The following is a 15,911-nucleotide window of genomic DNA, read 5'->3' as shown; positions in this document are numbered from 1 at the left end:
GACTTCGACGCGATGACCACCGCCCGTGAGGCGGCCGCCGGGCTCAGGGCCCGCCTCGAAGAGCTCAGCACGCGGGAGACCACCCTCACCGGGGACCTCACGGACGCGCAGAAGGCCGTGGACCGCGCGGAGCGTGCCGTACGGCAGGCGGACGCCGACCTGCGGCGCGAGACCAGGACCCGCGACGCGATCCGGGCCCAGGCCCGCGAGATCGAGCGGGACCTGACCGGGGTCCGGCAGGAACTGGCCGAACAGGCCCGCCGCCACAGCCAGGCGTGGGAGGGACTTCCGGGCACCACGGGCGCCCTGGAGGCCGGGCGCCGCACGGAGGGCACCGGTGACGGACCGTCCCTGCGCGGCTCCGTCTCCTCGGTACCCGCCCGTCCGACGCGTTCCGGCCGGTTCGGCGGGCAGCCCCTGCCCGCGCCGCCGCCCCAGGAACAGGCGGCGGCCGAGGCCTCCGCCGCCACGGTGCCGTCCCCCGCTCCGCGCCGCGTGCTGCCGTCCGCCGAACGGGCGGACCTGGCCGCGCGTCTGCCCGGGATGACCGCGGAGGAACGGACCTCGCGGCTGCTTCCCCTGTCCTCGCAGGACCGCGAATCCCTGGCCTCGGACCGGACACTGACGGCGGCGCTGCGCCAGACCCTGTCCGCCGAGGAGTTCGCCCGTACCGCCGCCCTGCTGATGGTGGACGTCCCGGCCGGTGTGGATCTGCCCGTCTCGTCGGGCATCGAGGCGCGGGCACAGGTGGCACGGATGCTGCGCTCCCCCGCCGTGGCGGAGAAGATGCTGGCCGAGGGCGCGCGGATGATCGTGGTCCCGAAGGACGTCGCGCTGACGTCGCTGGACGAGTTCGGCGCCCTCCAGGGCGAATCGTCCGAGGGTGCGCGCCCCTTCGAGGTCCTGCGCGGTGTCGAGGCCGGCGGGCTGGTCGCCGTCGGCGAGGAGAATCTGCTGGGAGCCGCCACCGGCGTGCCCGGCTCGGGGCTGTACGCCGACGGCTACTCCGCCGCGACGCACGAGTTCGCGCACGCCGTCCACCGCTACGGGCTGACCGACGACCAGCGGGGGCTCATCACGGAGGCGTTCCACGACAAGGTGCTGGCGGGCGGTTTCGCGGAGTGGCCCGACGGGCCGCTGTACGACCCCTCCGGCACGCACCGGAACTACTCCGCCCGCGACGAGTTCGAGTTCTTCGCCCAGCTGACGAACGCCTATCTCGGCACGAACACCGGGACCGACCCGTACACCGGCAAGCCCCGTAACAACGGGGCGAAGTGGGTCAGGCGCCACGTACCGACGCTGCTGCCGCTGCTCCAGGAGCTGTACGGCACCGACCCGGGGGCTGCCCACCCCCACGGGTCCAACCCCAGGGCGGAGGACGACGTCTGGGCGGCCTTCCGCGCGCTGTGGGAGGAGACGGAGAACGCCTACCAGCCGCAGCCCCACGCGCCCGTTCCCACGGTCGCTCCGGTGCCTGTCTCCGCCATCAGCCGTGCGGAGCTGACGGCGGCGGTGCGCCGGGCGGCGGGTCGCGGGTGGGTGACGGGCATGCCCGTCGAGCGGTGTCTGGTGCTGTTGGGGGCGTTGCGGGACGAGTTGTACCCCCGGGGTGTGCGTCCGGCGGTGACGGTGGACGACTCGGTGGCGGGCAGGACGTCGGCGTCGTCTTCGCTGGTGACGGGCCCGGGGTGGCGTGGGGTCCGGTCGTGGGAGTCGGTGGCCGGGGCGGTCGCCGCCCAGGGGCCGGGTGCGGCGGCGTTCGTCCTGGCGCGGCGTCAGGGTGAGGCCCTGGGACACGCGTGGGCGGCGTACAACCTGGGCGGCAGTGACGGTGTGGTCTGGGTGGACGTGTCGGCCGGTGCCGGCCGCCAGGTCTCGTCGCTCCCGCCTGCGGTCGCGGCGTCCGACGCGCAGGCGGTGGTGATCGGTCGCACCGGGCGGGCCCTGGAGCGTGCGCTGCCGGAGTTCGCACAGTCGTCGTCCACGGCGCACGCCGAGCTGGACGCGGCGACCGGACGCCGGTACGGCGCGCTCGGCCTGGAGGTCGAGAAGCGCCAGACGTTCGTGATCACCGGCCTCGCCGACCTTCCGGCCAAGCAGCTGCTGGCCGAGGCACCCGGCTTCAAGATCGTCACTGATCACGCCGGGTTCTGGCGGAGCGCCGACGGACGGACGCACCTCACCTACCCCAAGCCGGCCCCGGGGGAGCCGCAGCCCAGACAGGCCTCCTACCTCATCGGCGAGATCGTCATCGAGCCGATGGCGGTGCTTCCGGGCGAGCGGAGGCAGTCCCAGGAGGAGACGCTGGCACGGCTCGGGAGGTTGGAGCGGGTGCTGGCGGCCAGGGACGAGCCGCACGCCGCTCCGCAGATCGCTCTCGCCGAGCTTCTGCCCGCCCAGGACGGCTGGAGGACCACCGACCTGGGTGACAAGATCCTCGTCGGTCCGACCCCGGTCAGGACGAACCGCGCCTACGTGCAGCCCACCACCGGCTTCCCCGCCCTCGGCCTGAGCGTGCTCCAGGACGAGGCGGCGGACCGGGTGCCGCGGGGCGCCATCGAGGCCGTGGAGTCGACGAGCAGGATGTTCGGGATGGCGGCCACCGCGGACTTCGTGCGCGCCGTCACCCGCCGGAGCGATCTGCCCGACGTGGTCGTTCCCTTCCTCGCGGCCGTCCCGGACGTCGACGAGGTGTGGGGGTATCTGCGGTTCGTCTACGCCCACATCGTCGCCAGGCCGATCGGCGTCATCCTCAACCAGGGCCCGAGCCCGTTCATGGCCAAGCACGGTCTGCCGGTGGCGTCCCGGCCCGCGTTCGACCGCGTCCTGCGGGCTCTGCGGCCCCGCACCCGGGGCTTCCTCGACACGCACCACGACGGCGTCAGCGGCCACCTCACCGTCACGCTCGGGAAGCTGCTGGAGTTCTACCGGAAGGCCGTCACGCCGGACAGGCCGCCCTTCCCGGGGTTCTTCGACGCCACGATCGGCGATGTGCCGTCGCCCCGCGAGCACACGACCTCCGTGCTGACGGGCCGCACCTCCCAGGGCAAGGTCGTCACCCAGAAGCAGATGGTCGACATGGACGACGACCAGTACCCGACCCTGGACACCGACGACGGCCGGCTGGAGATCCCGCTGGTCCTCACGGAACTGCGGCACTTCGCGTACGACGACGAGCTGTTGATGACGCCGGAGGAGATCCGGCGGGCCGTCGCCGAGCTCTCGAAGCTCAGCCGGGAGGCCTACCGGCGGGCGCTCACCCATCGGGCTCCGCTGCCCGAGGACGTCCTCCTCGCATCCGTCGCGCGGGTCGTGAACAACCCGGTGGTACGGGGCATCGCCAACTTCGTGCACATGGTCCTGATGGCGGGCATGCCGCAGCCCGGCGGCACCCGGAAGCTGATGTCCGTGGGCGAGAGCCAGCGGGTCGCCCGTGCGCTGGGCGCATACGCCCTGGGCACCCCGCTGCCCGTCGACGACCCCGTGCACCAGGCCCTGCGAAAGGCCTTCGGCGAGGCGTCCGGTGCTCTCGGCACCGCTCCCCCGCAGCACAGGGAGCAGCTCCGGACGGTGCTCGATGCGGCGCGGGGCGCTCTCGACATCCTGGCCGACCCGGAGCGGACGCCGCCGGCGCTGGTGTGGGACTCGGAGCTGGTGGCGGTCGACGGGTCCCGGGTCCTGCTGGACCGGGTGCTGGTGGTCCAGCACCGGGATGCGGAGAACAGGCCGGTTTCGGTGTCCTCGCGTCCTGTGGAGGACTGGCAGGATTCCCGTCGGCACGCCTACGGCATGTTGCCGGAGGTGGGTGAGTTCACCTTCGTACGGTCGTGGCCGGTGCCGATGGAGGGCCCGGCGCAGCCGTTGCCGTTCACCAAGGCCTACATGGTCGGACTTCGCGGTGATGCCGGGAGCGCCTGGCTGGCACTGTCCGACGGCACCGACGGGGTGTTCGACTACACGCGGGTCGTGGACTTCCTGTTCGCGGTGGACGGACATCTCACGGCGCTGGCGCCGGAGCGTCCGGTGCTGGTGGCCGGAGCGGACCTGGCGGGCCCGCCGGTGGCCGACCCGTTGGAGTCCCCCCTGGCCGGCCAGGTACTGGCCAACGGCCTGGACCGGTGGGTGTGGGCGACCGGCAGCGGTATCGAGCCGGTGCTGGTTCCGGGGGACGAGAACCAGGGGCCGCGCTGGCAGTTGGCGGAGGGTGACTGGTGGGCCGGTTTCCGTCCCGAGCCGTCGACGGCCGAACTGGGCCGGTGGGCCCAGCAGGTGACCGGTGAGCGGGGCCGCGCCCCGGACGTGCTGCGCTGGGTCCGGGCGATCCGGCTCGTCTACGGGCCGATGCAGGAGAACGACACGGCGGCGTTCGAGACGCTGCTGCGGGGCTTCTGGGCCCTGGAGCAGACCCGGGCGGCCAACGGCTACCGGACCTCCCTGACCTGGAGCGACCTGCGGTTCGCGATCGGTTCGTACTTCGCTGCCAACGGACAGCCGGAGCCTCCGCTGCCGGTGGCCCTTCAGTTCCTCCTGGTCTCGGTCGCCGGCTCGGTGGGCGTGGACCTGGAACTGTCCGGGTTCCAGATCACGCCGGTCCACCACAGCATGCGGGCGTGGGACGCGGCTGCCGTCGGAGAGCCGGCCGGCGACGGGACCGCGCGGGACGAGGAGATGTCGCTCTTCGCGCCGCCTCCGGGCGGCGACGCGCTGCCGTCCGTGTCGTCCTCCGCGGTGAGCCCTCCCGCGCCTCCCGCGGTGCCGGGAGGCTTCACCGGGCCGAACGACGTCATGCTGTCGCCGGATTCCCTGGTCACGGAGGCGTCGGGGCGCCCGCAGGGCCGCAACTGGACCGGGAAGGACGTGCGGCGGGTCCTGCCGCAGACGGTGCGGGTCATCGAGACGCGGCCGGGCGTCACACCGAGGATCGTGTCGAGCGGGCCGGCGCCATGGCCGGACACCTCGTATGTGGTGGCGGCACAGGGTGAGCACGGGCTGGTGCGGCTGCCGGACGGCCGGGTCCTGGACGGCGAGGGGATCGCCGCCGCGCTGGCCGCCGACCCGGAACTGGCCAAGCTGCCGAAGGACGTCCCCGTCGTACTGGCCGTACCGTTCACGGGTCAGCAGTACCAGGAGGTGCTGCAACTGGTCGCCGACCGGCTCGGCCGCACCGTCTGGGGCCCCAGCGGTATGGGGCGTCTGGTCCCCGACGGGTCCGGCGGACACGTCCTGGCGCTCGTGGATTCCGTCCCGGACGCGTCGATCGGCTCGTGGGTGCCCGCCCCACCCTCGACCACGACGGGCCCGTACCCGGACCGTCAGTGGACGTCACTGGACGGCACCACTTTCCGCGACAGCGACGTGTTCACCCAGCCGCTGGTGGACGAGAGCCATGAGCGGTACGGCCGGATGGCCGTCTCGGGACGGGACGAACTGCGACAGCGGGAACGGCGTTTCCGGACGTTCCGTCGGATGCGGCAGCTGGCGCACCGGCTGCCCGCCGGCGCCGGGTACCAGGAGGGTGGCTCCGAGCCGGTCTCCATGGACTCGGCGGTGTACGTGTACGCCGCCCACGGGTCGCCGGGACGGATGGTGCTTCCGCTTCGCGACGGCCGGACGGTGCGGCTGGGCAAGCAGGACGCCGCCGCCTACATCGCCGGGCTGCGTGAGGTGCGGGAGCTGCCGCCGGGGCACCGGATGCATCTGGAGGTCTGCTGGAGCGAGTCCGACGGCGATCCCCGGAAGCAGCAGCCCACGTACGGTCCGGCACCCCATGTCGACGACCCGCTGGGCGATGTTCCACTCGCCCAGCACCTGGCCAACCTGACCCGGCGTGAGACGGACGGGGCCACCCGTCAGACCGGTCTCAACAACTACGAGCGTGTGACGGTCGACGGGACGAACGGTGAGCGGGGCCGCCGGGTCGTGCGCCGTCCCGAGCCGCTGGACCCCGAGCTGGACCAGCTGGCGCGGGACGCGGGCCTGCACCGCGCTCCGGGTGCGGTGTCACCCGGGACCAGGGCGACGACGCTGCGGCTGGTGCGTGCCCTGCGGACGGTGTTCGGCAACGAGATCGAGGACGACCGCGGGGTGCCCGGCGGCCGCTACGAGCGCGCGCTCAAGGGCATCGGCGCACTGGAACGGATGCGGGCCAACGACCCGGCGATCAGCCAGTTCACCCCCTTCCGCATGGACATGCTGGACTTCTACGTCCTGGAGCACACGGACCGCGCCCCCGACACGGCCGGGTACCTCGACCTGCTCGACTTCGCCGCGGCCCGCGTGGCGGCCGACCCCGACGCCCAGCTGACCGCAGCGGTACCGGTGCCGGCGCTCGTGGTCACGTTCAAGCAGCTGGCGGCCAACGGCGAGCAGATGACCCGTCATGTGCAGTCGCTGCCCGCCTCGGCGGGGTTCACCCCGGGGCATGTGGCGTCCACGCTGTGGGCCACCGCCCGTGCCGCCCAGGTCTTCGGCCGGATGACGCTCGCGGACCGGGAGACCATGGGCCGCGAGGTCCTGCACCTCGACCCGTCCACGGTGTGGGACCGGTCGCAGCAGGAGGCCCTGTGGGCGCTGCTGTCGAAGGCGATCGCGGAGGGCGTGGACGTCTCCGACCACGTCCTGATGGCCGCGTATCACCTGAAGGAGGCCGGTGCCTTCGGTCCGGCGGCCCTCCTGATGCGGGGACCCGACGTCCAGGGCGTCAACTGGTCCGGCACCCCCGCACCCGCCGGGATCAACTGGGGCGCTGTTCACAAGGTGTCGTCCGGGCCCGACGGGGTCACCACGCAGCCGGTCCAGCCGGACTGGACCGGCCCGGGCAAGCCCATGCCCATGCTGCACGTGGTCGAGGCCGGCCAGGCGGGCGCCATCGTCGTCCACCTCCCCGGCCGCGCCCCGGTCACGGTCCCGGAGGACGAGTACCTGGCCCTGCTGGGCCTCGATCCGGCGCTGCGCACCATCCCCCTGGGTACGCCGGTGCTCTTCCTGACCACCGGCCCCGGGGCACTGAGCCCGCAGCTGGTGCAGCGGTTCTCCCAGAACACCGGACGCCCGGCCCACGGCTACAGCGCGCCGATGTTGCTCGCCCCCACCGCCCCCACCGCCCTCACCGCTCCTGCCGCCCCCGCCGCCCCGCTCAACATCCTCACCCTGCCGGACCCGGCCACCAAGACCCCGGGCCGCTGGACCTCCGCCACCCGGCAGCAGACCACCGGCCAGGCCACGTCCTTCTTCCAGGACGACCTGTCCGGGTTCTCGATCCCGCCGGTCCACCCCGCGCAGGACGAGGAGGCGTCGCTCTTCGCGCCGCCGCCGGGATCACCCGCGCCGGCGTCTCCCACCCTGCCGTCCGCGGTGACCGTCCCCGCGCCTCCTGTCGTGCCGGGGACCTTCACCGGCCCGAGCGACCCGGTCCTGTCGCCGAGGACCCGGATCACCGGGCCGTCGGGGCGTTCGCAGGGCCGCAACTGGACGGACAAGCCGGTGCGCCGGGTCCTGCCGGGGAGGGGTGTCATCGAGACCCGGCAGGGCGTGGAACCCAAGGTGGTCTCGCACGAGCCGGCACCGTGGCCGGACTCCGCCTACGTCGTGGCGGCCGACGGTGAGAACGGGCGGGTGCGGCTGCCGGACGGCCGGTCGCTGGACGCCGAGCAGACCGCCGCCGCGCTGGCCGCCGACCCGGATCTGGCCGAGCTGCCGAAGGACGTCCCCGTCGTACTGGCCGTACCGTACGCCGGCCGACAGTACCAGGAAGTACTGCAACTGGTCGCCGACCGGCTGGGCCGCACCGTGTGGGGCACGAGCGGTGTCGGCCACCTGTTCCCCGACGAGACCGGGGACACACATCTCCTCGCCCTGGTCGACAACGATCCGAACGTGCCGGTCGGCGTGTGGGTGTCGGCCTCTCCGTCGGCCACGACCGGACCGTTTGTGGATCGTCTGTGGAAGGCGCTGGACGGGACGACGTTCCGCGACAGCGACGTGGTCACCCGCCCGATGGTGGATGAGAACCACGAACGGTTCGGCCGGATGGCGATCGGGCAGAAGGACGCGCTGCGGAAGCGCGAGCAGCGGTTCCGGAAGTTCCGTCGGATGACGCGGCTGATGCACTGGGCGCCCGCCGGTTCGAGTCACCAGGACACCGAGGCCGAGCCGGTCTCCATGGACTCGGCGGTGTACGTCTACGCCGCCCACGGGTCGCCCGGACGGATGGCGTTCCCGCTCAGCGACGGACGGACGGTGCGGCTGGGCAAGCAGGACGCCGCCGCGTACATCGCGGGGCTGCCCGAGGTCCGGGCGCTGCCGCCGGGGCACCGGATGCACCTGGAGGTCTGCTGGAGCGAGTCCGACGGCGACCCCCGGAAGCAGCAGGCATCGCACGCCCCGGCACCCCATGTCGACGACCCGCTGGACGACGTCCCACTCGCCCAGCACGTGGCCAACCTGACCCGTCGGGAGACGGACGGAGCCACCAGGCCCACCGGCCTGAACGACCACCATCGTGGGCTTCTGAGCTCGGCGAGCGGTGAGCGCGGGCGGCGGGTCCTGCGCCGCCCCGAGCCCCTGGACCACGAGCTGGACCAGCTGGCGCGGGAAGCGGGCCTGCACCAGGGTCCCGGTGCGGTGTCACCCGAGACCCGGGCGACCGTGCTGCGGCTGGTCCGTGCCCTGCGGACGGTGTTCGGCAACATCATCGAGGACCACCGCGGCATACCCGGCGGCCGGTACGAGCGCGTGCTCAAGGGCATCGGCGCGCTGGAGCGGATGCGCGCGAACGACCCGACGGTCAGCCAGTTCACCCCGTTCCGGATGGACATGCTGGACTTCTTCGTCCAGGAGCACACCGGCAGGCCCGCGGACCCCAGGGGCTACGTGGCCCTGCTCGACTTCGCGGCGGCCCGGGTGGCGGCCGATCCCGGTGCCCGGCTCACGGACGCCGTGCCCTCACCGTCGCTCCAGGTGACCCTCGGTCAGTTGGCGGACAAGGGTGAGCAGGTGATCCGTCATGTGCAGTCGGTGCCGGCTACCACGGCGTTCACCCCGCGCCAGGTGGCGTCGACCCTGTGGGCCACCGCACGGGCCGCCCGCGTCTTCCGCCCGATGACAGCCGCGGCCCGGGAGGCCATGGGCCGCAAGGTCCTCCACCTCGACAGCTCCACCGTCTGGGACCGGTCGCAGCAGGAAACGCTGTGGGCGGTCACGGCCAAGGCCGTCGCCCAGGGCATGGACGTCTCGGACCACGACCTGCTGGCCGCCTACCACCTCTCGGAGAGCGGCGCCTACGGCCCCGGCGCGCTGCTCAAGCAGGGCCCCGACGTCCAGGGCGTCAACTGGTCCGGCACCCCCGCACCCGCCGGAATCAACTGGGGCAACGTACGCCGGATGACGCACGGGCCCAACGGAACCACCACCCAGCCGGTCCAGCCGGACTGGACCGGCCCGGGCAAGCCCATGCCCCTGCTGAACGTCGTCGAGGCCGGCCAGGCGGGCACCATCGTCCTCCACCTCCCCGGCCGCTCCCCCTTCCCCGTCCCCGAGAACGAGTTCCTCGCGCTGATGGGCCTCGATCCGGCACTCCGCACGACCGCCCTGGACACTCCGGTGCTGTTCCTGACCACCGGGCCGGGGGCCCTGAGCCCTCAGCTGGTCAAGCGGTTCTCCCAGAACACCGGACGCCCCGCCTTCGCCTACAGCGCGCCGATGATGCTCAGCACCGGCGACCCCACCACCCCGCTCGGCATCCTCGCCCTGCCCGACCCGGCCACCAAGGCCCCGGGCAGCTGGACCGCCGCCACCCGGCAGCAGGGCGGCCGGACCGCGTCGGCCGAGGACGACCTGATCATCTTCAGCCCGAAGGACCGTGCCGCACCGACTCAGCTGCCGGACATCGGGTCGCTGGGCATCGGTGAGGGGGGCGAGCCCTCGGCCGGCTCGCTGCTGGCGCCGGAGACGCTGATGACTAACGCGTCGGGTGCGCCGCGCGGCCGGAATCTGACGGGCGAGAAGGTGCGCCAGCTGCGGATAGGGCGGGTGCGCGTCTTCGAGGAGCCGCAGCCCGGTGCGCCGTTGAAGGAGGTGCCCGGCGCGGACGCCGCCGCGCCGTGGGGTGACGCGGCGTACGTCGTGTGGGGCGAGAGCCACCCGGACGGTGTGCGTTTCCCCGACGGACGGACCCTGGACGCCGAGAAGCTGGCGGCGGAACTGGCGGCGGACCCCGAGCTGGCGAAGCTGCCGAAGGACGTCCCCGTCGTCCTGCTGGTGCCGGACCTGGCGAACGAGCGGTATCTGGAGTACCTGCGGGCGGTCGCCAACCTGCTGGAACGGCCCGTGTGGGCGCCCAGCGGCGACGGCCGTCTGGTGCGCAACAAGAAGCGCGAGCACGTCCCGGCGCTGATCGACCACGGCCCGGACCAGCCGGTCGGCTCATGGGTTCCGTTCCGGCCGACGAAGGCGGTGGCACCGCTCCCGGACCGTACGTGGACGGCGGTGGACGGCACGACGTTCCGCGACAGCGACGTCGCGTCCCGGCCCCTGGTCTCCGACCGCAACGAGCGGTTCGGCCGGATGTCGCACGCGGACGACGTACGGGACCGTGAGCGGCTGATGCGGTCCTACCTCCGCGCGAAGAAGCTGGTGCACCTGATGGCGTCCGGCAGCCGGACCGCCCTGATCAGCGAGGAGACGCAGACCCCGGATCCGGCGGTGTACGTGTACGTCGCCCACGGACTTCCGGGCGGCCTGCAACTGGCCCTGCGCGACGGCCGGACGGTGTGGCTGGGAGCCGAGGACGGCGGGCGGTACCTCGGCGGCCTGCCCGAGGTGGCGGAGCTGCCGGAGGGCCACCGGATGAAGCTGGAGGTGTGCTGGAGCGACTCGGCGGGGAACCCGACGGCGCCGCAGCTGGACAACCGGCCGGCACCCCGGGTCCAGGACCCGCTGGCGGAGGTGTCCCTGGCCCAGCACACGGCGAACGCGAGCCGCCGGGTGACCGACGGGTCGCTGATGAGCAGCGGCTTCCACACCGACGCGCACATCCTGCACGACGCCCCCGGCGGTGTCGCCGGACGCCGCAGGGACGTGCATCCCGAGCCCCTGCCGCACGAGCTGGACGGGATGGCACGGACGGCGGGACTGCACACCGGTGAGGGCGAGTCGTCGCCCGAGGTGCGCGAGACCACCCTCCGGCTGGTGCGTGCCCTGCGGATCGTGTTCGGTCCCGAGGCCGAGGCGGACAGCGGCCTGCACGAACGGCTCCTCAAGGGCATCGGCGCCATGGAGAGCCTGCGGGCCAACGACGCGGCGCTGGGCCGGTTCACACCGTTCCGCATGGAGCTGTGGACCTTCATCGCACAGCGGGTGGGGGGCAGGACGCCGAGCCCCGACGACTACCGCAAGGTGCTGGACCTCGCCGCTCAGCTGCTGGCGCAGAAGCCGACGGCCCCGTTGAGCGAGGCCATCGGGGACCCGGCGATCCTGCACGCGATGCGGCAGATCACGCAGTCCGGCGCGGCCCTCGTGCGTAACGTGCTGAGGCAGCCCGAGAGCGTTCCGGTGACGAAGCGCGCCGTGACGCAGGCCTTCTGGGCGCTGGCGGGCGCCGCCCAGCAGATGGCCGGCCGGGACGACGCGTTCACGGAGAAGCTGGGCCGCAGGGCGCTCCACATGTTCCCCGGCGAACAGTGGGCCCCGGCGCGGAAGCAGCAGCTGTGGATGCTGACGGCCCAGGCGATCTCCGCCGGCCTCGACCCGGCTGACTTCTTCACGCTTGCCGCCTTCCACCTCGCCGCCAAGGGGGCCTTCGGCCCGGCTCACCACCTCAGGGACGGCGAGAAGTTCCAGGGCTACAACTGGAGCGGCAGCCCCGCCCCCGGCGGTGTCGACCTGCGGGGCGTCGGCAGGCAGGACAAGGAGGGCGACGGGACCTCCCTCAAGCACTTCCGCGCGCCCTGGACGGCCGAGGGGGAGCCCGAGGACGTCATGGTGGTGTGGACGGACACCGACGCCGAGGGTTTCGTGGTCCTCCACCTGCCGGGTACGCCGCCGTTCCGGGTGACGGACAGGGAGTTCCTGGCGCTGCTGGACCTGGCCCCGCCGCTGCGCATGACAGCGCTCGGGGTCCCGGTGCTGTTCGTGCTGTCCGGCACGGGCAGCGGCACGGGGCGTGCGATGGCACTGTCGGAGGCGTTCTCCAACGGCACCGCCCGCAACGGCTGGGCCTACAGCGGTCAGCTGACGGTGGCCCCCACCACCCCGGCCCCGGGCAGCACGTCCACCCCGCTGCGTCTCATCGGCCGGCCCGAGACGGGCACCGGGAAGCAGGGGGTGTGGCGCAAGGCCTGGCTGCAGGGCCTCAACTCCAGCGTCCTGGCGCCGGCTCCGTACGGCGACGCCCTGTTCTCCTCGCCGCCGCAGCCGTCGGCGATGCCCTCCGTCATGCCGGTGTCGGCCGCGCCGCGCAGCCTGACCGGTGCCGAGGTCACCGTGCCGGCGCCGCTCAGCCGCGCGGAGCTGACGGCGGTGGCGCAGCGGGTGGCGGGCCGTACGCCGGCGCGTGACATGTCCGTCGAGCGGTGTCTGGTGCTGCTGGGGGCGTTGCGGAGTGCGTTGTACGGACGCCGGGTGCGTCCGGCGGTCGCGGTGGACGACTCGGTGGTCGTCGGGATGTCGGCGTCGTCGTCGCTGGTGGTGGGTCCCGGATGGCGTGGGGTGCGGTCGTGGGAGTCGGTGGCCGGGGCGGTCGCCGCCCAGGGGCCGGGTGCGGCGGCGTTCGTCCTGGCGCGGCGTCAGGGTGAGGCCCTGGGGCACGCGTGGGCGGTCTATCGCCTGGACGGCGCCGACGGTGTGGTGTGGGTGGACGTGTCGGCCGGTGCCGGCCGCCAGGTCTCCACGCTCCCTCCGGCGGTCGCGGCCTCGGACGCACTGGTGATCGTCATCGATCCCGCCGGACGCGTCGTGGAGCGTGCGCTGCCGGAGTTCTCACAGTCGTCGTCCACACCGCACTCCGTGCTCGAGGCGGCGACCGGGCGTCGGTACGGTGCCCTCGGCCTTGAGGTCGAGGAGGCCCGGGACCTCTTCGTCCAGGTGACGGGCCGCCTCAGCAGGACGCTGGAACTGGCCCACGGCCCCGGGATCAAGCTCGTCACGGACGGGCGGACCTTCTGGGAGACGGCCGACGGCCTGCTCCACGTGCACCGGCCGCAGGTGGCGCCGGGAGCGCCGCAGCCCGTCGGCAAGAAGTACGTCATCGGCGAGTTCGTCGTCGAACCGATGGCCGTTATCCCGGGAGAGCGGAGGCAGTCCCAGGAGGAGGCTCTGACCCACCTGCAGCGGGCGCGGTCCGCGGCGAGGATCGCCGACGAGCGGCAGGCCGCCGTGTCGCTCACCGAGATGCTGGGGTCCCTCGGCGGCTGGACCCTGACCGAGGCGGGTGAGGGAGCGTACGTCAATCCCGCACCCGTGGGCTTCGACTGGACCGCCTATGCCCAGCTCACCGTGGGGTACCCCGCGGTCGGCCTCCGGCAGCTCCAGGACATCGCCTTCGAGCGGTTGCGCATCCCGGCCTACACGCAGCTGATGGCCGGGGGGCGGACCTTCGGGCTGCTGGCCGCCACGAAGTTCGCGAACCACGTCCTCCGTGACGGCGCCGTGGAGGGCCATCTCGTGCCGTTCCTCGCGGCCATTCCGGACGTCGACGAGGTGTGGGGCTACGGGTGGCTGGGATACCAGAACGTCGCGGCCTCGCCCATCGGAACCATCTTCGACGGCACCAAGCCCGCGGGTGCGGATCCGGACATCATCAAGAACTACCTGCCCGTGGCCTCGCGGCACGCGCTGGACCGCGTCCTGCGGGCGCTGCGCCCCCGCACCCGGGCGTTCCTCGACGAGCGTCACGACGAGCTCACGCGGGACGTCGTCCAGCACCTCTCCCGGCTGATGGGGACCTACCGGCGGATGCTGTCGCCGGACAAGCCCTTCGACGCCGGATTCTTCGACGCCGAGGGCTCGGACGTGCCGACTCCTCGCGAGCACTGGACGTCCGTCCTCACCGGCCGTACTTCCCGGGGCGCCGCCATCAGCCAGCGGTACGCGGTCGGTATGGACGACGGCGACTACCCGACCCTGGACACCGATGACGGACGGCTGGCGATCGGGCTGGTCCTGACGGAACTGCGGCACTTCGGCTACACGGGGCAGTTCATGACGCCCGAGGAGATCCGCCGTGCCGTCACCGAGATGTCCGGCCTCAGCCGGAACGCGTACGAACGCGCGCTGCTGCTGCGGGCCCCGCTGCCCGAGGACGTCCTCCAGGAGTCCATCCTGCGGATCGTGAACAACCCGGTGGTGCAGGGCGTCACCGGATTCCTCGCGGTGGCCGCGCTGATGGGCGTACCGCAGGTCGGTGGTACCACCAAGATGCTGATGAGCCAGTGGGACAGCCGGACCATCTCGCTCGCGCTGGGCGATTACGCCCTGGGCAGTGCGGTGCACGTCGACAACCCCGCCTACCAGCGTCTGCGGTCGGCAGTCGAGGAGGCGTACGAGCTGCTGCCCCGGATCCCGTCGGGAGGACAGGAGAAGGCGCGGACCATCTTCGGGGCGGCGCGGGACGCCCTCGCCGTACTGGCTGACCCGGAACGGACGCCGCCGGTGATGCTGTGGTTCTCGGAGCTGGTCGCGGTCGACGGTTCCCGGGTCCTGCTGGACCGGGTGCTGGTGGCCAGGCACCAGGACGCGGAGGACAGGCCGGTGGGGGTGTCCTCACGTCCGGCCCTGGACTGGCAGGGCGCCCAACGGCAGAGCTACGGATTGTTGCCGGAGGTGCGCGGGTTCACCTTCGTGCGGTCGGGGCCGGTTCCGCTGGAGAGTCCGGTCCAGTCGCTGCCGTTCGAGGAGGCGTATCTGGTCGGGCTCCGTGGCGGGCCGGGGGCCGCGGCGCTCGCGCTGACGGACGGCACCGACGGGGTGTTCGACTACACACGGATCGTGGACTTCCTGTTCGCGGTGGACGGCCACCTGACCGCTCTGCCGCCGGAGAGCCCGGTACTGGTCGCCGGAGCGGACCTCGCGGGCCCGTGGGTCACCGACCCGCTGGAGTCCCCCCTGGCCGGCCAGGTGCTGGCGAACGGCCTGGACCGGTGGGTGTGGACGACCGGCAGCGGTCTGGAACCCGTGCTGGCCCCGGCGGACGGACACCTTGGAACGCGCTGGCAGTTGGCGGAAGGGGACTGGTGGGCCGGATTCCGCCCCGAGCCCTCGACGGCCGAACTGGGCCGGTGGGCCGAGCAGGTGACCGGTGAGCGGGGCCGCGCCCCGGACGTGCTGCGCTGGATCAGGGCGATCCGGCTCGTCTACGGGCCGATGCAGGAGAACGACACGGCCGCCTTCGAGACGCTGCTGCGCGGCTTCTGGGCCCTGGAGCAGACCCGGGCGGCCAACGGCTACCGGACCTCCCTGACCTGGACCGATCTGCGGTCCGCGATCGGCTCGTACTTCGCGGCCAACGGACAGCCGGAGCCTCCCCTTCCGGTGGCCCTTCAGTTCCTGCTCATCTCCGTCGCCGGCTCGGTGGGCATGGACCTGGAACTGTCCAGGTTCTCGATCACACCCGGACACCACAGCGTCCGCGCCTGGGAGAGTGCCGCCGCCACGGGTGCGACCGGCGACACGATGGCACCGGCGGACGGGATGTCCTTCTTCGCACCGTCCTCCGCGACGCAGGCCACGGCGAGTCCTTCCGCGCCCGCGGCGGTGACAGGGGCCTTCACCGGACCGAACGATCCGATGCTGTCACCGGACTCCCGGGTCACCGGGCCGTCGGGGCGCCCGCAGGGCCGCAACTGGACCGGGAAGGACGTGCGCCGGGTCCTGCCGGAGACGGTGCGGGTCATCGAGACCCGGCCGGGCGTGCC

Annotated in this window: 1 protein-coding gene (cut by both window edges); it reads left to right on the top strand. The window is 72.9% G+C overall.

Every position in this 15,911-nt window falls within one protein-coding gene, locus HED23_RS02610, for a lonely Cys domain-containing protein (RefSeq protein WP_203181823.1), read on the top strand. The gene is 46,668 nt long; 16,965 of those nucleotides lie to the left of the window and 13,792 to its right, leaving coding positions 16,966–32,876 in view — codons 5,656 (complete) to 10,959 (partial); the first codon wholly inside the window starts at position 1. The start codon and the stop codon both lie outside this window.

The organism is Streptomyces pratensis, assembly GCF_016804005.1.
Taxonomy (GTDB): domain Bacteria; phylum Actinomycetota; class Actinomycetes; order Streptomycetales; family Streptomycetaceae; genus Streptomyces; species Streptomyces pratensis_A.
Note: the sequence above shows the minus strand (reverse complement) of the source record. Positions and strands in the feature narration are given on the sequence as shown.